This window comes from Streptomyces recifensis, from assembly GCF_002154615.1.
Classification (GTDB): Bacteria; Actinomycetota; Actinomycetes; order Streptomycetales; family Streptomycetaceae; genus Streptomyces; species Streptomyces griseoluteus.
This window is the reverse complement of the sequence record NZ_MUNH01000156.1, coordinates 1-22,214: the sequence shown is the minus strand read 5'-3', so window position 1 is coordinate 22,214 and position 22,214 is coordinate 1. Positions and strand designations below refer to the sequence as shown.

The 22,214-nt window shown below is 73.4% G+C and carries 22 protein-coding genes; 15 read left to right on the top strand and 7 right to left on the bottom strand.

From position 1 onward, the window contains the following. Positions 1-51 precede the first annotated feature (51 nt). Entirely contained in the window at positions 52-780 is a 729-nt protein-coding gene (locus CCN33_RS10155) for a lysophospholipid acyltransferase family protein (RefSeq protein ID WP_086693322.1), read from the bottom strand. A gap of 204 nt (positions 781-984) precedes the next feature. Here CCN33_RS10155 and CCN33_RS10150 point away from each other — a divergent pair, with 204 nt between their 5' ends. The 5 genes from CCN33_RS10150 to CCN33_RS10130 all read left to right on the top strand — a co-directional run bounded on the left by CCN33_RS10150 (position 985) and on the right by CCN33_RS10130 (position 5,510). Then, the gene (locus CCN33_RS10150; protein WP_244173750.1) at positions 985-1,389 is read left to right on the top strand and encodes a TlpA family protein disulfide reductase; all 405 of its coding nucleotides are present in this window, start codon (positions 985-987) and stop codon (positions 1,387-1,389) included. Between the two features lie 195 nt (positions 1,390-1,584). Then, on the top strand, positions 1,585-2,094 hold the full coding sequence (locus CCN33_RS10145; protein WP_086693320.1) for a flavin reductase family protein: 510 nt from the start codon (positions 1,585-1,587) through the stop codon (positions 2,092-2,094). Positions 2,095-2,314: 220 nt separating this feature from the next. After that, positions 2,315-3,109: an electron transfer flavoprotein subunit beta/FixA family protein gene (locus CCN33_RS10140; protein WP_086693319.1), complete on the top strand. Its 795-nt coding sequence runs from the start codon at positions 2,315-2,317 to the stop codon at positions 3,107-3,109. Positions 3,110-3,160: 51 nt separating this feature from the next. Further along, positions 3,161-4,123, top strand: coding sequence for an electron transfer flavoprotein subunit alpha/FixB family protein (locus tag CCN33_RS10135; protein ID WP_086693318.1), 963 nt, complete (start codon positions 3,161-3,163; stop codon positions 4,121-4,123). A gap of 124 nt (positions 4,124-4,247) precedes the next feature. Further along, positions 4,248-5,510: a DUF6986 family protein gene (locus CCN33_RS10130; protein ID WP_086693317.1), complete on the top strand. Its 1,263-nt coding sequence runs from the start codon at positions 4,248-4,250 to the stop codon at positions 5,508-5,510. Between the two features lie 5 nt (positions 5,511-5,515). Here the strand turns inward: CCN33_RS10130 and CCN33_RS10125 are convergent, their stop codons facing one another. Further along, on the bottom strand, positions 5,516-6,565 hold the full coding sequence (locus CCN33_RS10125; RefSeq protein WP_086693316.1) for a LacI family DNA-binding transcriptional regulator: 1,050 nt from the start codon (positions 6,563-6,565) through the stop codon (positions 5,516-5,518). A 216-nt stretch (positions 6,566-6,781) separates the two neighbouring features. Between CCN33_RS10125 and CCN33_RS10120 the strand changes: the two genes are divergently transcribed. After that, positions 6,782-7,735 carry an ROK family protein gene (locus tag CCN33_RS10120; RefSeq protein ID WP_086693315.1) on the top strand — a complete coding sequence of 318 codons (954 nt, stop codon included), beginning with the start codon at positions 6,782-6,784 and terminating at the stop codon, positions 7,733-7,735. Positions 7,736-7,781: 46 nt separating this feature from the next. Here CCN33_RS10120 and CCN33_RS10115 read toward each other — a convergent pair whose 3' ends face one another. Continuing rightward, entirely contained in the window at positions 7,782-9,791 is a 2,010-nt protein-coding gene (locus tag CCN33_RS10115; protein WP_086693314.1) for an NPCBM/NEW2 domain-containing protein, read from the bottom strand. A 173-nt stretch (positions 9,792-9,964) separates the two neighbouring features. On the opposite strand from CCN33_RS10115, the gene CCN33_RS10110 reads away from it, so the two are divergent. Next, positions 9,965-10,153, top strand: coding sequence for a hypothetical protein (locus CCN33_RS10110; protein WP_086693313.1), 189 nt, complete (start codon positions 9,965-9,967; stop codon positions 10,151-10,153). A gap of 140 nt (positions 10,154-10,293) precedes the next feature. Beyond that, positions 10,294-11,337: an NUDIX hydrolase gene (locus tag CCN33_RS10105; RefSeq protein WP_086693312.1), complete on the top strand. Its 1,044-nt coding sequence runs from the start codon at positions 10,294-10,296 to the stop codon at positions 11,335-11,337. Positions 11,338-11,395: 58 nt separating this feature from the next. Here CCN33_RS10105 and CCN33_RS10100 read toward each other — a convergent pair whose 3' ends face one another. Continuing rightward, positions 11,396-12,751 carry a dipeptidase gene (locus CCN33_RS10100; RefSeq protein ID WP_086693311.1) on the bottom strand — a complete coding sequence of 452 codons (1,356 nt, stop codon included), beginning with the start codon at positions 12,749-12,751 and terminating at the stop codon, positions 11,396-11,398. 171 nt (positions 12,752-12,922) lie between these two features. Between CCN33_RS10100 and CCN33_RS10095 the strand changes: the two genes are divergently transcribed. Next, entirely contained in the window at positions 12,923-14,197 is a 1,275-nt protein-coding gene (locus CCN33_RS10095; RefSeq protein WP_244173748.1) for a geranylgeranyl reductase family protein, read from the top strand. Here the strand turns inward: CCN33_RS10095 and CCN33_RS10090 are convergent. After that, a complete protein-coding gene (locus CCN33_RS10090; RefSeq protein WP_086693310.1) occupies positions 14,187-14,639 on the bottom strand; it encodes a nitroreductase/quinone reductase family protein in 453 nt (150 codons plus the stop codon). The genes CCN33_RS10095 and CCN33_RS10090 overlap by 11 nt on opposite strands. 129 nt (positions 14,640-14,768) lie before the next feature. Between CCN33_RS10090 and CCN33_RS10085 the strand changes: the two genes are divergently transcribed. Then, the gene (locus tag CCN33_RS10085; RefSeq protein WP_086693309.1) at positions 14,769-15,458 is read left to right on the top strand and encodes a TetR/AcrR family transcriptional regulator; all 690 of its coding nucleotides are present in this window, start codon (positions 14,769-14,771) and stop codon (positions 15,456-15,458) included. 10 nt (positions 15,459-15,468) lie between these two features. On the opposite strand, the gene CCN33_RS10080 is transcribed toward CCN33_RS10085, so the two are convergent. Next, a complete protein-coding gene (locus CCN33_RS10080) occupies positions 15,469-16,248 on the bottom strand; it encodes a DeoR/GlpR family DNA-binding transcription regulator (protein ID WP_086693308.1) in 780 nt (259 codons plus the stop codon). A 123-nt stretch (positions 16,249-16,371) separates the two neighbouring features. Between CCN33_RS10080 and CCN33_RS10075 the strand changes: the two genes are divergently transcribed. Together CCN33_RS10075 and CCN33_RS10070 are read left to right on the top strand one after the other, a co-directional pair. Continuing rightward, positions 16,372-17,253 carry an SIS domain-containing protein gene (locus CCN33_RS10075; protein ID WP_086693307.1) on the top strand — a complete coding sequence of 294 codons (882 nt, stop codon included), beginning with the start codon at positions 16,372-16,374 and terminating at the stop codon, positions 17,251-17,253. 21 nt (positions 17,254-17,274) lie between these two features. Then, positions 17,275-18,135 (top strand): class II fructose-bisphosphate aldolase, encoded by an 861-nt coding sequence (locus CCN33_RS10070; protein WP_086693306.1) that lies wholly within the window; start codon positions 17,275-17,277, stop codon positions 18,133-18,135. Here the strand turns inward: CCN33_RS10070 and CCN33_RS10065 are convergent. Continuing rightward, positions 18,132-19,265 carry a methyltransferase gene (locus CCN33_RS10065; protein ID WP_086693330.1) on the bottom strand — a complete coding sequence of 378 codons (1,134 nt, stop codon included), beginning with the start codon at positions 19,263-19,265 and terminating at the stop codon, positions 18,132-18,134. The two genes, CCN33_RS10070 and CCN33_RS10065, sit on opposite strands and share 4 nt — an antisense overlap. A 125-nt stretch (positions 19,266-19,390) precedes the next feature. Between CCN33_RS10065 and CCN33_RS10060 the strand changes: the two genes are divergently transcribed. The 3 genes from CCN33_RS10060 to CCN33_RS10050 all read left to right on the top strand — a co-directional run bounded on the left by CCN33_RS10060 (position 19,391) and on the right by CCN33_RS10050 (position 22,069). Then, the gene (locus CCN33_RS10060) at positions 19,391-20,056 is read left to right on the top strand and encodes an alpha-ketoglutarate-dependent dioxygenase AlkB family protein (protein ID WP_086693305.1); all 666 of its coding nucleotides are present in this window, start codon (positions 19,391-19,393) and stop codon (positions 20,054-20,056) included. A 61-nt stretch (positions 20,057-20,117) separates the two neighbouring features. Further along, complete coding sequence (locus CCN33_RS10055; protein WP_086693304.1) at positions 20,118-21,356, top strand: ROK family protein; 1,239 nt, start codon at positions 20,118-20,120, stop codon at positions 21,354-21,356. Next, positions 21,353-22,069 carry an NUDIX hydrolase gene (locus CCN33_RS10050; protein ID WP_086693303.1) on the top strand — a complete coding sequence of 239 codons (717 nt, stop codon included), beginning with the start codon at positions 21,353-21,355 and terminating at the stop codon, positions 22,067-22,069. The genes CCN33_RS10055 and CCN33_RS10050 overlap by 4 nt, the downstream gene beginning before the upstream one ends. The last annotated feature ends 145 nt before the right edge of the window (positions 22,070-22,214 follow it).

The window sequence follows — 22,214 nt, the reverse complement described above, 5'->3', positions numbered from 1 at the left end:
ATGCGAACGGCCCGGCCGGACGGTGAATCGTCCGGCCGGGCCGTCGTCGTCTCAGATGGCCTCGGCCGCGCGCAACTGCTCGTTCGTCGGGGCCGTGCCGCCCAGGTGGGCGGGGAGCCACCAGGAGTCCTCGGCGCCCTTCGGGCGGGCCGGGTAGGCGCGCTGGGCGGCGTCCAGCAACTCCTGGACCCGCTCGCGCAGCCGGCGGGTGATCGCGCCCGCGTACTGCTCGCGCGACGCCTCCAGCGCCTCGCCGACCCGCATGGTGATCGGGGTGTGGCTGCGCTTGAAGTTGCGCGGCTGGCCCTTGGTCCACAGCCGCTGGGTGCCCCACAGCGCCATCGGCACCAGCGGGACGCCCGCCTCCTGGGCCAGGCGCGCGGCACCGGACTTGAAGCCCTTCAGCGTGAAGGACTGCGAGATCGTCGCCTCGGGGAACACCCCGACGATCTCCCCGGCGCGCAGCGACGCCAGCGCGTGCGCGTACGCCGTCTCGCCCTGCTCGCGGTCGACCGGGATGTGCTTCATGCCGCGCATCAGCGGACCGGACACCTTGTGCCGGAACACCGACTCCTTGGCCATGAACCGCACCAGGCGCTTCTGCGGCAGCGCGGCCAGGCCGTTGAAGATGAAGTCCAGGTAGCTGATGTGATTGCTCACCAGCACGGCGCCACCGGAGCGCGGGATGTTCTCCGACCCCTGGCAGTCGATCTTGAGGTCCCAGACCTTGAACATCGTCTTGGCGAGACCGACGACGGGACGGTAGACCAGCTCTGCCATAAGCGGGGTGGTCCCTTTCTGCTCTGCTCGGGAAAGGGGGCTCCCGGCGGGAAGTTACGGAGCCGTAGGTTTACGGCTCTCGCAGATCGTGCCCCAAGAACGGACGAGTGACCAGTCCTGGTGCCCGGTAACGGCGAGATCCTCGTCACGTCCGCCCCCGACCCACTCTTTCGGAGGCGGGGAATCCATTCGGCCCTCGATGTGCTGGTGTTGAGGACGGATCGGACGAGCGGCGCCGCGACGGCGGCAGGGTGGAGGACACGGGTGCGCGGGGCGGACGACGTACGGCGACTGACGCCGGCCGAACTCGGCGGCGAACCGGGGGAGCGGGCCACCCTCGTGCAGTTCTCCTCCGCCTTCTGCGCGCCCTGCCGGGCCACCCGGCGCACGCTGGCCGAGGTCGCCCGGATGGTGCCCGGTGTCGCGCACGTCGAGATCGACGCGGAGGCCCGGCTGGAACTCGTCCGCGAACTCGGCATCGTGAAGACCCCCACCGTGCTCGTCCTCGACGCGGACGGCGCGGTGGTGCGGCGCGCCCAGGGGCAGCCACGCAGGGCCGATGTCATCGCGGCGCTCGGCGAGGCCGTGAGCGGGCGGCACGATGGCTGAGCGCTCCCGGACGCTCCGGCGGCGACTTGACTGCGCCCGCCGTCTGTCGTCAGCCTGGGCCGGTGCCGATCGAACACCTTCTCGCCGGACCGGCCGTGCCCAGCGGCCCGGTCCGCCTCGGGAGCGCCCGCTGCCGGGGCCGTTGAACAGCACCGGACCCCACCAGCTCGCCCCCGTCAGCAGAAGGACGACCCCATGACGGCCACCCCCGGCCTCGGTTCCCGGCAGCCCGCCTCGCCGGACCTGCTGCGTTCCGTCTTCCGCCGGCACGCTGCCGGTGTCGCGGTGATCACCGCGCGCGGCGAGCACGGCCCGGTCGGCTTCACCGCCACCTCGCTCAGCTCCGTCTCCGCCGAGCCGCCGATGATCTCCTTCGGCATAGGCACCGGCGCGTCGAGCTGGCCCGCCATCGAGCGCACCGACCACGTCGGCGTGCATCTGCTCGCCGAGCACCAGAGCGACCTCGCCGCCACCTTCGCCCGCAGCGGCGCCGACCGCTTCGGGGCGTCCACCGCGTGGCGCGAGGGGCCCGAGCGGGTGCCCGTGCTGGACGATGTGCTCGCCTGGCTGGTGTGCCGGGTCGTGGCACGGGTACCGGCCGGGGACCACCGGATCGTGCTCGCCGAGGTGCTGCTCGGCGACCCGTCCGGGGACGGCCGTCCGCTGCTCTATCACCAGGGCCGCTTCAACGCCCTGCGGGACTGAGCGGGTTGGGCCCGGCTCCGCGGAGCCGTCGGGTTCCGGTTACGCTGCGTTGCGAAGGTCACAGTTCAAAGCGCTTGCTTAGCGGGCAGGAACTGGGTGTACTGGCGAGTAATATTTTGGTCGGAGCGCGCGGACGCCCCGACCGCGATCGGCCGCTTGAGGCGCCTATGCTGCACTTCAAGAGGCAGCCCGGAAAAGACGATGCAGTAGGAGAGCCGGCGTGAGCTTGAGGATCGTTGTCACTGTGAAGTACGTGCCCGACGCCACTGGCGACCGGCACTTCGCCGATGACCTGACCGTCGACCGCGACGACGTGGACGGTCTGCTCTCCGAACTCGACGAGTACGCGGTGGAGCAGGCCCTGCAGATCGCGGAGTCCTTCGAGGGGGACGGCGACGCCGAGGTCACCGTGCTGACCGTCGGCCCCGAGGACGCGAAGGACGCGCTGCGCAAGGCCCTCTCGATGGGCGCCGACAAGGCGATCCACGTCGAGGACGACGACCTGCACGGCACCGACGTCATGGGCACCTCGCTGGTGCTGGCCAAGGCGATCGAGAAGGCCGGTTACGACCTGGTCATCTCCGGCATGGCGTCCACCGACGGCACCATGGGTGTCGTTCCCGCGCTGGTCGCCGAGCGTCTGGGCGTGCCCCAGGTGACGCTGCTCTCCGAGGTCTCGGTCGAGGACGGCACCGTCAAGGGCCGCCGTGACGGCGACGCCGCCTCCGAGCAGCTCGAGGCCTCCCTGCCGGCCGTGGTCTCCGTGACGGACCAGTCGGGCGAGGCGCGTTACCCGTCGTTCAAGGGCATCATGGCGGCCAAGAAGAAGCCGGTGGAGTCCTGGGACCTGTCCGACCTCGACATCGAGGCGGAGGAGGTCGGTCTCGAGGGCGCGTGGACCAAGGTCGAGGCCGCGACCGAGCGCCCGGCGCGCACCGCGGGCACGATCGTCAAGGACGAGGGCGAGGGCGGCAAGCAGCTCGCCGAGTACCTCGCGGGCCAGAAGTTCATCTAAGGCCCCGCGCCCAGACCGCCCCTCAACTTCGTTACGCAGGAGAGCAATCCCATGGCTGAAGTCCTCGTCTACGTCGACCACGTGGACGGTGCCGTCCGCAAGCCCACCCTGGAGCTGCTGACGCTGGCCCGCCGCATCGGCGAGCCCGTCGCCGTCGCCCTGGGCAACGGCGCTGCCGACACCGTCGCCGCCCTCGCCGAGCACGGCGCGGTGAAGGTACTCACCGACGACGCGTCCGAGTACGCCGACTACCTGGTCGTCCCCAAGGTCGACGCGCTCCAGGCCGCCGTCGAGGCCGTCTCCCCGGCCGCCGTGCTGGTCCCGTCCTCCGCCGAGGGCAAGGAGATCGCCGCCCGTCTGGCGCTGCGCACCGGCTCCGGTCTGATCACCGACGCCGTCGACCTGGAGGCCGGGGCCGAGGGTCCCGTCGCCACCCAGTCGGTGTTCGCCGCGTCGTACACCACCAAGTCCCAGGTCACCAAGGGCACCCCGGTCATCACGGTCAAGCCGAACTCGGCCGCCGTGGAGGCCGCCCCGGCCGCCGGCGCGGCCGAGGCCCTGTCGGTGACCTTCTCCGACAAGGCGACCGGCACCAAGGTCACCGGCCGCACCCCGCGCGAGTCCACGGGCCGCCCGGAGCTGACCGAGGCCGCGATCGTGGTCTCCGGTGGCCGTGGCGTCAACGGCGCGGAGAACTTCGCGCTGATCGAGGCCCTCGCCGACTCGCTCGGTGCCGCCGTCGGCGCCTCGCGTGCCGCCGTCGACGCCGGCTGGTACCCGCACACCAACCAGGTCGGCCAGACCGGCAAGTCGGTCTCGCCGCAGCTCTACATCGCCAACGGCATCTCCGGTGCGATCCAGCACCGCGCCGGCATGCAGACCTCGAAGACGATCGTCGCGGTCAACAAGGACCCCGAGGCCCCGATCTTCGACCTGGTCGACTACGGCGTGGTCGGCGACCTCTTCGAGGTCGTCCCCCAGCTCACCGAGGAAGTCAAGACCCGCAAGGGCTGACCCCTCCGACGCCGCACGAGGCCCCCGGAACCCACACGGTCCCGGGGGCCTCGCCCTGTTGTTGACCCGCCGGATCGCCCTGGATACCGTCCCTCAACGGTTTGTTGAGGCCGGAGGGTGTGGGATGGGTCGGCAGGAGCAAGTGAGGACGAGTCTCGGCGGCGAGGTCGGCAAGGAGGTCGACGGACTTCTCGCGCCCGTCGACGCCGAGCTGGCGCTCCGGTACCCCGGCGATCCCGGCACGCGCCAGCCCGTGCACACCGTGTACGTGCCCGGTGACGTGTTCGACGCGGGCACCGTGCGCGAATGGGGCGACCGGGCGCTGGCCGCGCTCGACGAACACGCCCCGGACGCGGGCTCGTTCGCGGCCGTGCTCGGGCTGGACGGGGAACTCGCCGGGCCGGTGTACGAGCGGGTCCGGGCCAAGCTGGAGCGGGAGCCGGTGGAAGACCTGCGGGTCGACTTCGAGGACGGGTACGGGCACCGGCCGGACGCCGAGGAGGACGAGGACGCGGCCCGCGCCGCCCGGCTCCTCGCCGAGGACGCGCCCCCGTACCTCGGTGTGCGGGTGAAGTGCATGGAGGCGGGGGTGCGCGAGCGGGGCATCCGGACGCTCGACGTCTTCCTCACCGGTCTGATGGCGGCCGGCGGCCTGCCCGAGGGGCTGAACCTGACGCTGCCGAAGGTGACGTACGCGGAGCAGGTCGCGGCGTTCGCCCGGGTGCTGGACGCCTTCGAGCGGGCGCACGGGCTGGAGTCCGGGAGGCTCGGCTTCGAGATCCAGATCGAGACCAGCCAGGCGATCCTCGCCACGGACGGCACCGCCACGGTCGCCCGCATGATCCAGGCGGCCGGGGGCCGGGCCACCGGACTGCACTACGGCACCTTCGACTACAGCGCCGCCCTCGGGGTCTCCGCCGCCCACCAGGCACCCGACCACCCCGCCGCCGACCACGCCAAGGCGGTGATGCAGGTCGCGGCCGCCGGGACCGGCGTACGCGTCTCGGACGGCTCCACCAACGTGCTGCCGGTCGGCCCGACCGCGCAGGTCCACGACGCCTGGCGGCTGCACCACCGGCTCACCCGCCGCGCCCTGGCCCGCGCCTATCACCAGGGCTGGGACATGCACCCCGGCCATCTGCCGACCCGGTACGCGGCCGTCTTCGCCTTCTACCGCGAGGGGTTCGCCCAGGCGGCGGCCCGGCTCGCGGCGTACACCACGCGCACCCGGGGCGATGTGCTGGACGAGCCCGCCACCGCACGGGCGTTGAGCGGCTACCTGCTCCGGGGGCTGCACTGCGGCGCCCTGGACGGCGCGGAGGTGACAGCCGCGAGCGGGCTCGGCCGGGCCGATCTGGAAGACCTGGCGCTGGCCCGGCCCCGGTAGCGCCCTCAGTCCGCCGGAGGCAGCTCCCCGGAGCCCCGCGAGATCAGGCGGGTCGGCAGTTCGAGGCGTTCCGGGGTGCCGGGGGCGCCGTCGAGGCGCTGGAAGAGGCGGTCGGCGGCCGTACGGCCGAGGGCGGCCGCGTCCTGCGCGACCACCGTCACGCCCGGCTGGAGCAGGTCGGCCAGCTCGAAGTCGTCGAACCCGACCAGGGCGACCGGCCGGTCGCGCTCGGCCAGGACCCGGATCACGGTGACCGTCACCCGGTTGTTGCCGGTGAAGACCGCGGTCACCGGGTCGGGCCCGGTGAGCATCTCCTCCATGGCCTGCCGCACCCGCTCCGGATCGGTCGCGCCCAGCGACATCCAGCCCCGTGCGACGGGTATCCCCGCCTCCTCCATCGCCGCCCGGTAGCCGCGCAGTCGCTCGGCGGCCGTGTGGATGCGGGGCATGTCGCCGATGAAGCCGATCCTGCGGTGGCCGTGTGCGATCAGATGGGCCACCCCGTCACGCGCGCCGCCGAAGTTGTCCGACAGCACCACGTCCGCGTCGATGCCCCCGGCCGGCCGGTCCACGAACACCGTGGCCACGCCCGCCCGTATCTCCGGCTCCAGATAACGGTGGTCGTCCCCGGCGGGGATCACCACCAGGCCGTCCACCCGCCGGGCGCACAGAGCGAGCGCCAACTCCTGCTCCCGCTCCGGGTCCTCCGCACTGGACCCGTTGATCAGCAGCGCCCCGTGCGCGCGGGCCACCTCCTCGACGGCACGGCTGAGCGGCCCGTAGAACGGGTCCGCGAGGTCCTCCAGCACCAGGCCGATGCTCGCCGTACGGCCCTTGCGCAGCACCCGTGCGCTGTCGTTGCGCCGGAAGCCCAGCGCCTCGATCGCCTCCCGGACCCGCCGCTCGGTGTCCGGGGTGACGCCCGGCTCGCCGTTGACCACGCGGGACACCGTCTTCAGGCCGACCCCGGCCCGCGCGGCCACGTCCTTCATGGTGGGCCGGTTGCCGTATCGGCTGCCGGTGGCGCGGTCTGCTCGGCGGGTGGTCTCGGGCACGGTGCGGTGTCCTGTCCTGTTGTCCGGGGGTGTCGCGGGGTGGTGCGGGCAATCAAAGGCCGGTACAAGCATGTGGCGTCGAGCATAGAGCCTGGACAACGTTGTCAGGTGCGAGAGAGACTGTCCACCGCCGTCCCGGCCCGCGCCCCCACCGCGACCAGGCCGGGGAGGCCCACCGGATCACCAGCTACGGCTCGACGGGGAGACCAGAATCAGATGCACACCGACCTCGTGGCGGCCCTGGACATCGGCGGTACCAAGATCGCCGGTGCGCTGGTGGACGGTCATGGCCGGATTCAGGCGCGCACCCAGCGCCCGACGCCCGCGCGACAGGATGGCGAAACGGTCATGCAGGCCGTCGAGCAGGTGCTCGGCGACCTCGCAGCCTCGCCGTTGTGGGGACGCGCCTCCGTGATCGGCATCGGCAGCGCCGGTCCGGTGGACGCCTCGGCGGGCACCGTGAGCCCGGTCAACGTGCCGGGCTGGCGCGGCTTCCCGCTGGTCGAGCGGGTACGCGCGGCCGCCGGCGGGCTGCCGGTCGAGCTGATCGGCGACGGGGTCGCCATCACCGCCGCCGAGCACTGGCAGGGCGCCGCGCGCGGCCACGACAACGCCCTGTGCATGGTGGTCTCCACCGGCGTCGGCGGCGGACTGGTCCTGGGCGGCCGACTGCACCCCGGTCCCACCGGCAATGCCGGCCACATCGGCCACATCAGCGTCGACCTGGACGGCGAACCGTGCCCCTGCGGCGCGCGTGGCTGTGTGGAGGGCCTGGCCAGCGGCCCCAACATCGCCCGCCGTGCCCTGGCCGACGGCTGGCTGCCCGGCCCGGACGGCGACACCTCCGCCGCCGCCGTCGCGCACGCGGCCCGCCGGGGCGACCCGGTCGCCCTGGCCTCCTTCGAGCGGGCCGCGCAGGCCCTCGCGGCCGGGATCGCGGCGACCGCGACCCTGGTCGAGATCGACATCGCGGTGATCGGCGGCGGCGTCGGCAAGGCGGGCGACGTGCTGTTCGCGCCGCTGCGCAAGGCCCTCGCGGACTACGCCACCCTCTCCTTCGTCCAGCGGCTCACCGTGGTCCCCGCCCAGATGGGCACCGACGCGGGGCTGGTCGGGGCGGCGGCCGCCGCACTGGCCCTCAGGCCGGACACCACCGCCGCCGGAGTCTGACAGCCGCGCGTGGCCACGGGGCGGCACCCCCGTGGCCACGGCCGGTTCAGCAGCTCAGCCGGGCGTCCGCCCAGTCCGCGTGGTCGGAGTCGACGCCGTCGCCCCCGTCGGTGACGACCAGCCGCACCACCTGCGCGCCGGTGACCTCGGCGGTGAGCGGCCGGGCGGGGTCGGCGTTGGTCAGCACGCCCGTGGAGGCGGCCTTCACCCCGTCCGCCCAGATCTCGAACGCCACGCTGCCCTTCGCGCCCTTCTCGTCGTCCACGCCCACCTGGGCGGTGACCTTCGAGCAGTGCCGCCCGGCGTAGTAGGCGACCTCGCTGGCCGCGTGCACGCCGAGCCCCTTGGCGTACACCGTGGAGCCGACGGTGAGCGGGGAGCCGTCGCCCGCCGCGTCCTCGCCGTTGCTGGTGTCCCGCTCCACCGGCCCCCACCCGCTGACCGCGGACAGCCACGGCAGATCGCTCAGGTACGAGGACCCGGCAGGCGGCGCCAGCACCACGGACACGGTCACCGGCAGCTCATTGGTGACCCGCTCACCGGCCGGCGAGCGGTACCGCACGCGCAGCGAGAAGGCGTACGACCCGACCGGCGTTCCCGGCGGTGCCGTCACCCGCCAACGGGTGCGCAGGGAAGCCCCGCCGGGCAGGCCGGCCGCCGTGGCGGGGGACAGGGCGCGTACGCTCCAGCCGGCCGGGCCGGTCAGCGCGGCCGAGACCTCGCGGGCCGGGGTGCGGCCCAGGTCGGTGACGGTGGTGGTGAGCGTGGCCGGGGTGCCCCGCTCGACGAACGGGGCTTCGGTCAGGCCGAGTTCGACAGCAGGCGGATGCTCGGCCCAGTGGCCGTCGGCCGACACCCGGAGCAGGACGGTGCCGTGGGCCGGGACGGTGGCCGCGATGGTGCCCGCCGTGTTGGCGTCCCGGTGCTGCCAGAGGTCGCGCTGGCTGTAGCCGGGGGCGCGGGGCAGGCCCACCGCGGCGGCGCTGGTGGCGACGCGCTGCGCGGTCCCGGACTCGTTGAACAGGGCGACCGCGCGGCTGCCGTCCGCCATCTCCTTGGCGACCACCCAGCGCCCGCCCGCGCTGGAGACCACCGAGCCCTGCCGGCCCAGCGGATCCTGGTCCACCGCGATGACCTCCTTGTTGCCCAGGATGTCCAGGGTCGCGGGGGACGCGGTGCGCAGGTCGGTGCCGATGAGCAGCGGGGCCGCCATGACCGCCCAGAGCGAGAAGTGGGAGCGGTACTCGGTGTCGGTCATCCCGCCGTTGCCGACCTCCAGCATGTCGGGGTCGTTCCAGTGACCGGGACCGGCGTACGGGGCGAGGGGGAGGTTCTGCTTGAGGATGGAGAGCATCGAGCCCCAGTTGTCGCTGATGTCCCCGGTGGTGCGCCAGAGCTGGCCCACGTCGGAGGCCCACTCCCAGGGCTTGTTCTCGCCCCACTCGCAGATGCTGTAGACGATGGGCCGTCCGGTGGCCCGCAGGGCGTCGCGCATGGTGCGGTAGCGCTGCCGGGCGTCCACGCCCTGGTTGTTGCAGTTGTCGTACTTCAGGTAGTCCACGCCCCAGTCGGCGAACTGCCGGGCGTCGCTCTCCTCGTGGCCCAGCGCGCCGGGGAAGCCGGCGCCGTCGCAGGTCTTGGTGCCCGCGCTGGTGTAGATACCGAGCTTCAGACCCTTGGCGTGGACGTAGTCCGCGACCGCCGCGATGCCGTGCGGGAAGCGGGCCGGGTCCGGCACCAGCTTGCCGTCGGCGTCGCGCTGGGGGAGGGCCCAGCAGTCGTCGAGGTTGACGTAACGGTACCCGGCGTCCTTGAGGCCCCTGGACACGAAGAGGTCGGCGATGCCCTTGACCATGTCCTCGTTGAACTCGGCCCGGCAGTGCGTGGAGTTCCAGTTGTTGAAGCCCATCGGCGGGGTGGGCGCCAGGCCCTCGGCGGACGCCGCGGGAGGGGGCGCGGCCGTGGCCGGGGCGGCGATACCGCCCGCGCTCAGCAGCGCCGTCAGGAACAGGGCGGCTGCTCGGATGCGGTGCGTGCGGGGACGAGGGTGACGCATCGTCGACGTTCCTCCGGCTCGCGGCAGACAGGGACGGGCACCGGTGCGCGATCACGGTAGAACGTGTCCGACTCTGTTGGAAGGGGTGGGACAGCCGCGTTCGTTCCTGTTGCTTCGGCTGGCCGAAATGCGTACAGCGTGACCCCTCGGGCCGTCCGGCAGTTGATCACGGCATGAAGAAGCGCAGCCTGCTCGCCATCGCCAGCCTCGCCACCGGATTCGTGGTGGCCGGCCTCACCCCGTCCCACGCCGCCGAGAACGCCGGCCTGAGCGACCTCAAGGTGGACGACACCCTGAGCACCGTCGACCACATCGTGAGCCAGGACAGCTTCGACGTGGACGAGGGCGCGCTCGGCCGGTAACGGCCGGAACCGACCGCCGGTACGGTGCCGGGACCCCTGCCCGGGGCCCCGGCACCGTGCTGTGCGCCCTCAACTGCGCGTGGTTTCCGTGCCAGGGTGGAACGGGCAAGCCCCAGGGGGCCAACAGAAGAGGGGGAACCGTGACCGTCGTCTGGATCAACGGCGCGTTCGGTGCGGGCAAGACCACCACCGCACGGGAACTGATCGAACTGATCCCGAACAGCACGCTCTTCGACCCCGAGCTGATCAGCGCGCAGCTCCCGCGCCTGCTGCCGGCCAAGCGCCTCGCCGAGGTCGACGACGTCCAGGACCTGCCGATCTGGCGCCGTCTGGTGATCGACACCGCCGCCGCGCTCCTCGCCGAGCTGGGCGGGACCCTGGTGGTCCCCATGACCCTGCTGCGCCAGGAGTACCGCGACGAGATATTCGGCGGCCTCGCCGCCCGCCGGATCTCCGTGCGCCATCTGCTGCTCACCCCGGCCGAAACGATTTTGCGCCAACGCATCGCCGGACGGGAGCCCTCGCCGGGCGTGCCCGACGCCGAGATGCGGGAGCGGCAGTGGGCCTACGACCACATCGAGCCCTACCGCGCCGCCCTCGCGTCCTGGCTCACGGCCGACGCGTACCCCGTCGACACCAGCGGCCTCACGCCCTACCAGAGCGCCGTCCGGATCACCGAGGCCGTGGGGAGCGGGGCGGCGCGGCCGTGCGAGATCGTGCAGACGCCCGAGCCGGCCGGGGAGACCCTGGCCGCCGGAGTGCTGCTCTTCGACGCCGAGGACAGGGTGCTGCTGGTCGATCCGACCTACAAGCCGGGCTGGGAGTTCCCCGGCGGTGTGGTCGAGCGGGGGGAGGCCCCGGCCCGCGCCGGGATGCGGGAGGTCGCCGAGGAGGTCGGGATACGGCTGCGGGAGGTGCCTCGCCTGCTGGTGGTCGACTGGGAGCGGCCCGCCCCGCCCGGCCACGGCGGCCTCCGGCTGCTCTTCGACGGCGGCCGGCTCGGTCCCGACGAGGCCGCCCGAGTGCTGCTGCCCGGACCGGAGTTGCGTGCCTGGCGCTTCGCCACCGAACGCGAGGCCGCGACGATGCTCCCGCCGGTCCGCTACGAGCGCCTCCGCTGGGCCCTCAGAGCCCGCGAACGCGGCGCCGCGCTGTACCTGGAGGCGGGGGTCCCGGTCGGCTGAGCGGAGTGCGACGACGGTGCGCCCCCGCCCTGACGGGAACGCACCTTCGCCGACTTGTTCAGTTCGCCGCGTAGTTGTTCAGGAACAGGGCCTCCGCGACCGAGAGGCGCTCCAGCTCCTCGGGGGAGACGCTCTCGTTGACCGCGTGGATCTGGGCCTCCGGCTCGCTCAGGCCGATGAGCAGGATCTCGGCCTCGGGGTAGAGACCGGCGAGGGTGTTGCAGAGCGGGATCGAGCCGCCCTGGCCCGCGTACTGCATGGTCTCGCCCGGGTAGGCCACCGCCATCGCGTCGGCCATCGCCTGGTAGGCGGGGCTCGTGGTGTCGGCGCGGAACGGCTGGCCCTGGCCGACCTGCTCGATGCTCACCCGCGCGCCCCACGGCACGTGGGCCTCCAGGTGGGCGGTGAGCAGCTTGGTCGCCTCGGCGGCGTCCACGCCCGGCGGCACCCGGAGGCTGATCTGCGCGCGGGCACTGGACTGCACGGACGGAGTGGCGCCCACGACCGGCGGGCAGTCGATGCCGATGACCGTCACGGCCGGACGCGCCCACAGGCGGTCGGCCACCGAGCCGTCACCGATCAGCCCGACGCCGTCCAGCACCTTGGCGTCCGAGCGGAACTGCTCCTCGCCGTACTCCAGGCCCTCCCAGCGGGTGTCGGCCGTCAGACCGTCCACCGTTGTCGAACCGTCCTCGGCGCGCAGCGAGTCCAGCAGGCGGATCAGGGCGGCGAGCGCGTCCGGGGCGGCGCCGCCGAACTGGCCCGAGTGCAGGTTCCCGGCCAGGGTGTCGACCTGGACCCGGAGCATCGTCATACCGCGCAGGGTGGTGGTCGCCGTCGGCAGGCCCACCCGGAAGTTGCCGGTGTCGCCGATCACGATGGTGTCCGCCGACAGCAGCTCCGGGTGCGCCTCCGCGTACCGCTCCAGACCGCCCGTGCCCTGCTCCTCGGAGCCCTCGGCGATGACCTTGACGTGCACCGGCACCCCGCCGTTCGCCTTCAGGGCGCGCAGCGCCAGCAGGTGCATGATGAGGCCGCCCTTGCAGTCGGCCGCGCCGCGCCCGTACCAGCGGCCGTCCCGCTCGGTGAGCTCGAACGGGGGCGTGGTCCAGCCGGCCTCGTCCAGCGGGGGCTGCACGTCGTAGTGGGCGTAGAGCAGCACGGTCTTCGCGCCCTCGGGGCCGGGCAGGTAGCCGTACACCGACTGGGTGCCGTCGGGGGTGTCCAGGAGTGCCACGTCGGTGAAGCCCTCGGCGGTGAGCGCGTCCACGATCCAGTGCGCGGCGCCCTCGCTCTCGCTCCTCGGGAACTGCTCGAAGTCCGCCACCGACCTGAAGGCGACCAGCTCGGTCAGCTCCGCCTTGGCGCGGGGCATCAGCGAGGCGACGGTCTCGGCGACCGGATTCGACGACATGGGCACGGCTCCTCGTGGGTTACGACGTTGAACTGCTGGAATACACCGATCCTCCCACAGCGGCCCACGCCGGGGACCGGCCGTAGGATGCGTGGGACATGGGGGTCCCCCGCCCCGTGTCAGCGGTGCACCGGGGGAGCGGCAGCGGCTTGATCGGAGCGATGGACCATCGTGAGCGGCGAGAACACTTCGGCGGAGGATGAGCGGCGGGTCTGGGACGTCGTCGTGGTCGGCGCGGGACCCGCGGGCGCCTCGGCGGCCTACGCGGCGGCCGTCGCCGGCCGCCGGGTGCTGATCCTGGAGAAGGCGGAACTGCCCCGCTACAAGACGTGCGGCGGCGGCATCATCGGCCCCTCCCGTGACGCGCTCCCGCCCGGCTTCGAACTCCCCTTCAAGGACCGGGTGCACGCGGTCACCTTCTCCCACAACGGCCGCTTCACCCGGACCCGCCGCTCCCGGCAGATGCTGTTCGGGCTGATCAACCGGCCCGAGTTCGACCAGCGCCTGGTGGAGCACGCCCAGAAGGCGGGCGCGGAGGTGCGCACCGGCGTCACCGTGCAGCGCGTGGAGCAGCACGGCTCGGCCGTCCCCGACCGGCGCACCGTCGCCGTGGTCCTGCAGGGCGGCGAGACGGTACTGGCCCACGCGGTCGTCGGCGCCGACGGCAGCGCCAGCCGGATAGGGGCCCATGTCGGGGTCAAGCTCGATCAGGTCGACCTCGGCCTGGAGGCCGAGATCCCGGTGCCGGACACCGTGGCCGAGGACTGGAAGGGCCGCGTCCTCATCGACTGGGGCCCGCTGCCGGGCAGTTACGGCTGGGTCTTCCCCAAGGACGACACGCTCACCGTCGGCGTGATCTCCGCGCGCGGCGAAGGAGCGGCCACCAAGCGGCACTTGGAGGACTTCATCGCCCGGCTGGGCCTCGCCGGCTTCGAACCGAGCATCTCGTCCGGGCACTTGACCCGCTGCCGCGCCGACGACTCCCCGCTCTCCCGCGGCCGGGTGCTGGTCTGCGGGGACGCGGCCGGACTGCTGGAGCCCTGGACCCGTGAGGGCATCTCCTTCGCGCTGCGCTCCGGGCGCCTGGCGGGGGAGTGGGCGGTACGGATCGCCGAGGCCCACGACGCCGTCGACACCCGCAGGCAGGCCCTGAACTACGCCTTCGCCATCAAGGCGGGGCTCGGCGTGGAGATGAGCGTCGGCAAGCGGCTGCTGGCCGCCTTCGAGCGCCGTCCCGGTGTCTTCCACGCCGGCATCACCGGATTCCGGCCCGCCTGGAAGGCCTTCCGGGACATCACCACCGGCGCGACGACGCTGGGGGAGATGGTCAGGTCCCGTCCGCTGGCCCAGCGGGCGCTGGCCGCGCTGGACCGGGGGCGGACCACGCCGGACGTTCCGGCCGAGCAGCCGGAGCAGCCCGAACGAGGGGACACCGTCAGTCCGTGACGGTGATCCGGAACACCGGGTGGTCGGAGGCGGCCGCGAGGATCTCCGCGTCGGAGCTGCTCGCGGTCACCCCGGCGAAGTACTTGTCGACCTGCCAGCCCCAGCGGTCCAGGTAGGTCCGCAGGATGGGGAGCTTCTGGTCGTCGGGCAGCTCCACCGCGCGGAACGGCCGCACCTTCCGGCCGACCCGCAGCTCGCCGCCGTGGGCCGCGCGCATGTTGCGCACCCACTGGGAGTGGCCGCGTGCCGAGACGAGGTACTGCCGGCCCTCGTAGGTGTGCGGGTTGACCGGGATGCGCTGCATCTCGCCGCTCTTGCGGCCGCGCACCGACAGCTCCGCGCTGCCCGCGAGGCTGACACCGAGACGGGCGAGCTTGCCGACCAGCCCGTTGAACCACGTACCGAGCGGGCCTGCCTTCAGGTAGTACGGCGCGGACGACATGACGACCCCCGGGGGTTTGGGAGAGCGGTGCTCTCGCTTCTGGTCCCAGTGTGCCGAGATCGGTGCTCTCGTGCAAGAGCAGTGCTCTGGTTTGTGTGCACTGCTCCGTCGCGTGGCACACTGACCCGCATGAGCACCGCAGAGGGCGCCCGCGCGCGGGCCAGGACCGAGGTCACCGCGGCCATCAAGGACGAGGCCCGCAGACAGCTCGCCGCCGAGGGCGCGGCGAAACTCTCGCTGCGCGCCGTGGCGCGCGAGCTGGGCATGGTGTCCTCCGCGCTCTACCGGTACTTCCCGAGCCGTGACGACCTGCTGACCGCGCTGATCATCGACGCCTACGACTCGCTCGGCGAGGCGGCCGAGACCGCCCACGCGGCTGTCCCGGAGGGGGAGTTCCTGCGCCGCTGGACGGTCGCCTGCGAGGCGGTGCGCGCATGGGCGCTGGCCCACCCGCACGAGTACGCCCTGATCTACGGCTCGCCCGTACCCGGATACGCCGCCCCCGCCACCACCATCCCGTCCGCCGCGCGGGTGGCCATGGTGCTCATCGGCGTCGTCCGCGACGCCGACCGGGGGCCCGGCCTCGCCGGGCTGTCGCTCCCCGCCGAGCTGCGGTCCGAGGCCGAGCGCATGGCGGCGGACATCGCCCCCGAGCTGCCGGTGGAGGCCGCGCCCGCCATGGTCGCCGCCTGGGCGGAGCTGTTCGGGCTGGTCGGCTTCGAGCTGTTCGGGCAGTTCGAGCAGGTGGTGGTCGACCGCGAGCGCTTCTTCCGGCACGCGGTCACCCGGCTCGGCACGAGCGTGGGCCTGCCCGCCTGATCCGGCCGGCTCAGACGGCCAGTACCCGCACGCCCGCCTCCTCGAACCGGCGCACCGTCTCCGCGGCCACCGATGTGTCCGTCACCAGGGTCTCCACCGGCTCCGGGCCGCAGATCCGGGCGAACGCCCGCCGCTCCAGCTTGCTGGAGTCGGCCGCGACCACCACCCGCTCCGCGCGCTCGCACAGCAGCCGGTTGACCGCCGCCTCCGACTCGTCGTGCGCCGCCGCGCCGTGCACCGGGTCGAAGGCGCCCACCCCGAGCACCGCCACATCCAGCGTGATCCCGCCGAGGACCCCGTCCGCGAGCGGCCCGACCAGCTCGAACGACTGCGGACGCGCGACCCCGCCGGTCACCACGATCTTGAACTGCGGCCGTACGGCGAGCTCCCCCGCGATGTTGAGCGCGTTGGTCACCACGGTCAACGCGGGTGAGCCGGCGGCCAGATCGGGACGCACGGCCAGTGCGCGGGCCACCTCCGTGGTCGTCGTGCCCCCGGTCAGCCCCACCGCCTCGCCCGGCGCCACCAGATCCGCCACCGCCGCCGCGATCCGCTGCTTCTCGGAGGCGTGCCGGGCCGTCTTGTAGCGGAGCGGCAGCTCGTACGACACCCCGTGCGCGACCGCCCCGCCCCGCGTCCGCACGAGCATCCTCTGCTCGGCCAGGCCGTCGAGGTCCCGGCGGATGGTCGCCGCCGACACCGCCAGCTCGGCCGCCGCCTCCTCGACCTCCAGCCGGCCTCGCTCCGCGAGGAGTTCCAGCAGTGCCTGCCAGCGGGTCTCCCGCGCCATCGGGTCTCCGTTCCTGTGATCTCCCGGCGACCCTAACGCACCGGCGACTCCCGTCCCGATGCTTGATCCTGCTCGAAAGTCAGCAGTATCTTGCACGAACGATCAGCCTGGGGAGGGTGTGGCATGAGCCATGTCGAGGACGAGCTGAACAGTCAGCCGGAGTGCTGGGAGCGGGCGGCGCGGGAGGCGGGCCCGTACCGGGCGGCCCTGCCGGTGCCGGGGGAGCGGGTCGCGGTCGTCGGCTGCGGGACCTCGTACTTCATGGCGCAGGCCGTGGCCGCGCTGCGCGAGGACGCCGGGCAGGGCGAGACGGACGCCTTCGCCGCCTCGGAGTTTCCGCGCGGCCGGTCCTACGACCAGGTCATCGCCCTCACCCGCTCCGGCACCACCACCGAAGTGCTGGATCTGCTGGCCCAGTTGAGGGGCACAGCACGCACCACCGCGATCACCGCCGACCCCGGGACGCCCATACGGCGGGCCGCCGACGATCTGGTGGTCCTCGACCACGCCGACGAACGCTCCGTCGTCCAGACCCGGTTCGCCACCACCGCACTCACCCTGCTCCGTGCCCACCTGGGGCTGCACACCCCGGCCGCCGTCACCGACGCCCGCGCGGCCCTCACCGTCCCGCTGCCCCACGGGCTCGTGGAACGACGGGAGTTCACCTTCCTCGGCCGGGGCTGGACCGTGGGTCTGGCGAACGAGGCGGCACTGAAGATGCGCGAGGCATCGCTGTCCTGGACCGAGGCGTACCCGGCGATGGAGTACCGGCACGGCCCGATCAGTATCAGCAGCCAGGACACCGCGACCTGGACGCTCGGCCCGGCGCCCAAGGGGCTCGCCGAACAGGTGCGCACGACCGGCGCGTTGTGGATCGAGGGCGGACTCGACCCGCTCGCCGAACTGATCCGGGTCCAGCGTCTCGCCGTCGCCGTGGCCGCCGCCCGGGGTCTCGATCCCGACCGGCCCCGTCACCTCACCCGCTCGGTGATCCTCACCCCCTGAACACGGAAGGGAGCAGCCGCCGTGCCCCTCACCACCACCGGTGAACTGATCACCCGAGCAGCCCGGCTCCGCACCGCCGTGGCCGCGTTCAACATCATCACCCTCGAACACGTCGAGGCCGTCGTCGCGGGAGCCGAGACGGCCGGAGCGCCCGTCGTCCTCCAAGTGAGCCAGAACGCGGTCAAGTTCAGGAACGGCCACCTTCGGCCCCTCGCCCGGGCCGCCGTCGCCGCCGCCGAACAGGCCGCCGTACCGGTGGCGTTGCACCTCGACCACGTCCAGAGCGATGCCCTGCTGCGCCGTGCCCCGGACGCCGGGTTCAGCTCGGTGATGTACGACGCCGCCCGCCTGCCCTACGCCGAGAACCTGGCCGTCACCCACGCGGCGGCCGACTGGGCGCATGCCCGGGGTCTGTGGATCGAGGCGGAGCTGGGCCAGATAGGCGGCAAGGACGGCAGACCCCCGCTGGACGCCCACGCCCCCGGCGCCCGTACCGACCCCGCCGAGGCGCGGGACTTCGTCGCGCGGACCGGTGTCGACGCGCTGGCCGTGGCCGTCGGCAGCACCCACGCCATGACCACCCGTACCGCCGCCCTGGACCACGTTCTGCTCAAGCGGCTCGCCGCCGAACTGGCCGTACCCCTGGTGCTGCACGGCTCCTCGGGCGTGCCGGACGACGAGCTGGTCAGGGCGGTCGAGGGCGGCATCGGCAAGGTCAACGTCGGCACCGCCCTCAACACGGCCCTCACCCGAGCGGTCCGCGAGCACCTCGGCCGGCACCCCCAGGCCGTCGACCCCCGCACCTACCTCGCCGCCGGCCGGACGGCCATGGCCGACGAGGTGGCCCGGATCGTCCGCGTACTCGGGCGCGTGGGTGCCTAGGCTTTCCTGACCGCCTTGAGCACCACGAACTTCGGGTCACTGGCCACCAGTTCACAGTTGCCGAACAGCCGCCTCAGTTTCACGTGGTAGCCCAGGTGCCGGTTGCCGATCACCCACAGCTCGCCGCCCGGCCGCAGCACGCGCTCGGCGCCGGTGAACATCCGCCAGGACGTGGCGTCGCTGGTGGCCTGGTGGGAGTGGAAGGGCGGGTTGTTCAGCACCAGGTCCACGCTGCCGGACGCCACCCCGGCCAGCCCGTCCCCGACCCGGAACTCCGCGTGCCCCGGCACCCCGTTCGCCTTGTACGTGGCCTCGGCCGAGGCGACGGCCTGGAACGACTCGTCCACGAAGAGCACCTCGGCCTCCGGGTCGGCCAGCGCCACCGCCGTACCCACCACGCCGTTGCCGCAGCCGAGGTCCACCACCCGGCGCCCGTGCGTCTCGGGCAGATGCCCCAGGAAGAACCGGGTGCCGATGTCCAGGCGGTCGGCGCAGAATACACCCGCGTGATTGACCACCGGCCGCCCCGACGCCGAGCCGATCCCCTCCGGCAGGGTGTAGCCGTAGGGCCAGGGATTGTCCGGCGTGACGAGCGAGGGGTCCGGGGCGCAGAAGATCAGCCGGGCCTTCTGTGCGGCCAGCGAGGTGCGGGTCGGCCCGAGAACCCGCTCGAACAGCTTGAGGGTGGAGGTGTGGATCTCCTTCACCATGCCGGTGCCGATCACCACCGTCCCCGCGTGCACCGCGGGCGCCAGCCGCAGCAGCTGGTCCTCCAGCAACGCCAGGCTCTTGGGCACCCGTACCAGCAGCACGTCCACCCGCTCCGGCACCGGGTCCTGCGTGGTCAGCAGCCGTACCGCGCCGGGACCGACCCCGGCCCGCGCCAGATTGGCCCGCGTGGCCTCCTGGCTCAGGAAGGAGTCGGTGATCTGCGTCGGCCGGTGCGCGGCGAGCGCCGTCGCCAGCGCGCCCCAGCGGTCGCCGAGCACCACGACCTCGCCCGACAGATCCACCCCTTCCCCGGCAAGATGCCGCAGCAGATACGCGTCGGAGGCGTCCCAGGCACGCAGCCGGTCGCGGGGGTCGGCGGGGAAACGGGACAGCTCGGTCTCGCCCCACGGAATCGTCATGCGGTCGTTCATCGCCCCCCAGGCTAGCCGAGCCCCAGCTCAGGCCCTGTCGGGCGCCGAGGGGGTGTCCGGCCCGGCGGCGTCCGGCCTGACCGAGCGGACACCCCCTGGGGGAAGATGGGCGCATGGACGTGGAACTCTTTCCCAGGGAGCGGACCGAGGCCGCGCCGGGCGCCGTGCACGTCCCGCACTGGCTGGACGCGGACCGGCAGCGCGCGCTGCTCACCGCCTGCCGCGACTGGGCCCGCCCGCCGGCCGGACTGCGCACCGTCCGCACCCCCGGCGGCGGCACCATGACCGCCCGGCAGGTCTGTCTCGGCTGGCACTGGTACCCGTACGCCTACGCTCGCACCGTCGTCGACGGCGACAACGCCCCCGTGAAGCCCTTCCCGGCCTGGCTCGACGAGCTGGCCCGGAACGCGGTCGCCGACGCCCTCGGCCCGGACGCGGTCCCCGGCGACCCCTACGACATCGCCCTGATCAACTTCTACGACGGCGACGCCCGCATGGGCATGCACCGTGACGGCGACGAACGCTCCGAGGCCCCGGTGGTCTCCCTCAGCCTGGGCGACACCTGTGTGTTCCGCTTCGGCAACACCGAGACCCGCACCCGCCCCTACACGGACGTGGAGCTGCGCAGTGGTGACCTCTTCGTCTTCGGCGGCCCCTCCCGCCTCGCCTTCCACGGCGTCCCTCGCGTGCTCCCCGGCACCGCCCCGGCCTGGCTGGGGCTGACCGGACGGCTCAACATCACCCTGCGCGTGAGCGGCCTGGCCGCCCCGGCCGGCTGACCATGTCACATCGGTCACGAGACAGGTCCCGACCGGCGCGGATCATGCGAGACTCGCCCCCATGAGCGGCATGGCGGACCCCCGGAAGGCGGGGGCAGGACCCATCTCACGGGCGCGGCTGGACCGGGGACGCGGTGCCCTCGGCCCCGCGCTGGAGCTGGTGCACACCGGACGCGCCCCGACCCGCGCCGTGCTCACCGCCGAACTCGGCGTCACCCGCGCCACCGCCGGTGCCGTCGCCGCCGAACTCGAGGCACTCGGCCTGATCAGGGTCGACGCCCGCCCCAGTGCCCCCGCCGGTTCCCAGGGCCGCCCCTCGCACCGGCTGGAGGTCGCCGAGGACGGGCCCGTCGCACTGGCCGCGCAAGTGCACACGGACGGCTTCCGGGCCGCCCTGGTCGGCCTCGGCGGACGGATCGTGGCGACCACGCCCGGCTGCGAGACCGTCGACGCCGACCCGGCCAAGGTGCTCGGCGCGGTGGTGGAGGCGGGTGCCGACCTGCTGCGGGCCACGGGCCGCCGCTGCGTGGGCGCCGGGCTCGCCGTGCCGTCCGCCGTCGCCGAACCCGACGGGCTCGCCCTCAACCCCCTCCATCTGGCCTGGCCGGCCGGGGAACCGGTGCGCCGCATCTTCGCCGGCCTCGTGCACGCCGCCGGGATCACCGGGCCCGCCTTCGCGGGCAACGACGTCAACCTCGCCGCCCTCGCCGAACATCGGCACGGCGCGGGCCGCGGCGCCCGGCACCTGCTGTGCGTGGCCACCGGACACCGGGGCGTCGGTGGCGCGCTCGTCCTCGACGGCCGCCTGCACACGGGGAGTTCGGGCCTCGCCCTGGAGGTCGGCCACCTGACCGTCAACCCCGAGGGCCGCGTCTGCCACTGCGGCAGCCGGGGCTGTCTCGACGTGGAGGCCGACCCGCTCGCCCTCCTCATGGAGGCCGGACTCGCCCCCGGCCCCGAGGTGTCCCTCCTCGCCCAGGCCGACGACCTGCTGCGCACCCGGTACGCCGAGCCTGCCGTACGCGCCGCCGCCGAGACGCTGATCGACCGGCTCGGACTGGGGCTGGCCGGGCTGGTCAACATCCTCAACCCCGACCGCGTCATCCTCGGCGGACTGCACCGTAGCCTGCTCAACGCCGACCCCGAGCGGCTGCGCGCCGTCGTCGCCGAGCGCAGCCTGTGGGGACAGAGCGGGAGTGTGCCGATCCTGCCGTGCACCCTGGACCACGACAGCCTGGTCGGCGCCGCCGAACTCGCCTGGCAGCCGGTGCTCGACGACCCGCTGGCGGCTCTGCGGTGACGGCGAAGCTGTGGGACGTCTCCCGCCTCCGCTTCGAGGAGACCGCCCCGCCCGCCCTCACCAACGCCCAGCGCACGGCGATGGACCACCGCTGGGCCGCCGCCGTGACCGCCAACCCGGCCTTGTTCGACGGCCCGGTGGCCGCGCTCACCGGGTTCGAACGGGACGGCGCGGGCGGCCTGTCGGTCTCCTGGACGAGGCTGACGTACCGCTACCGCGTCCTGCGTGGGCTTCCGGACGCACCGGCCGTGGCGGCGCTGTTCGTGGCGGTGCTCCAGCCCTGTGACGACGGGCGCCTGCTGGTGGGCCGGATGTCGCCCACCACCTCGGCCCCCGGGCGGTGGCAGCCACCCGGTGGCACGCTCGAACCCCCGCTCGCCGGGGCCGCGTTGGACCTGGATGTGTTCCGGCTGCACGCGGCCCGCGAACTTGCCGAGGAGACCGGCTCCGACACTGCCGCCGACGCCCTCGTACCGGGGCCGGTGGTCCTTGACGCTCGGGGCGGCTTGGGGTTCCTGTTCATCGCCCCGCCGCGCCCCGCGCGTGAACTGCGGGAGCGCTACGCGGAATTGGCGCGGGCCGAGATCGCGTCGGGGGTGGACCCGGAGTTCGACCAGGTGGAGTTGATCGGCTCGTTGTCCGAACTCCGAGCGCTGCCGGGCCCGTTGGCGTCCTACCTGGAGTTGGCGGCGGGCCGGTTCCTCGGGGCGTAGGGCGGCCCGGTACGGCGCTCGCGCGGTACCGGGCACGCGTTCCGTTCGGTCAGCCGGGGACGGCCGACGTCGCGGAAGCCGCTGCCGCCACCACCGGCGGCGCCGATTCAGGGGCCACGGGGTCGGCTGCCGCGTGGGCCAGGGC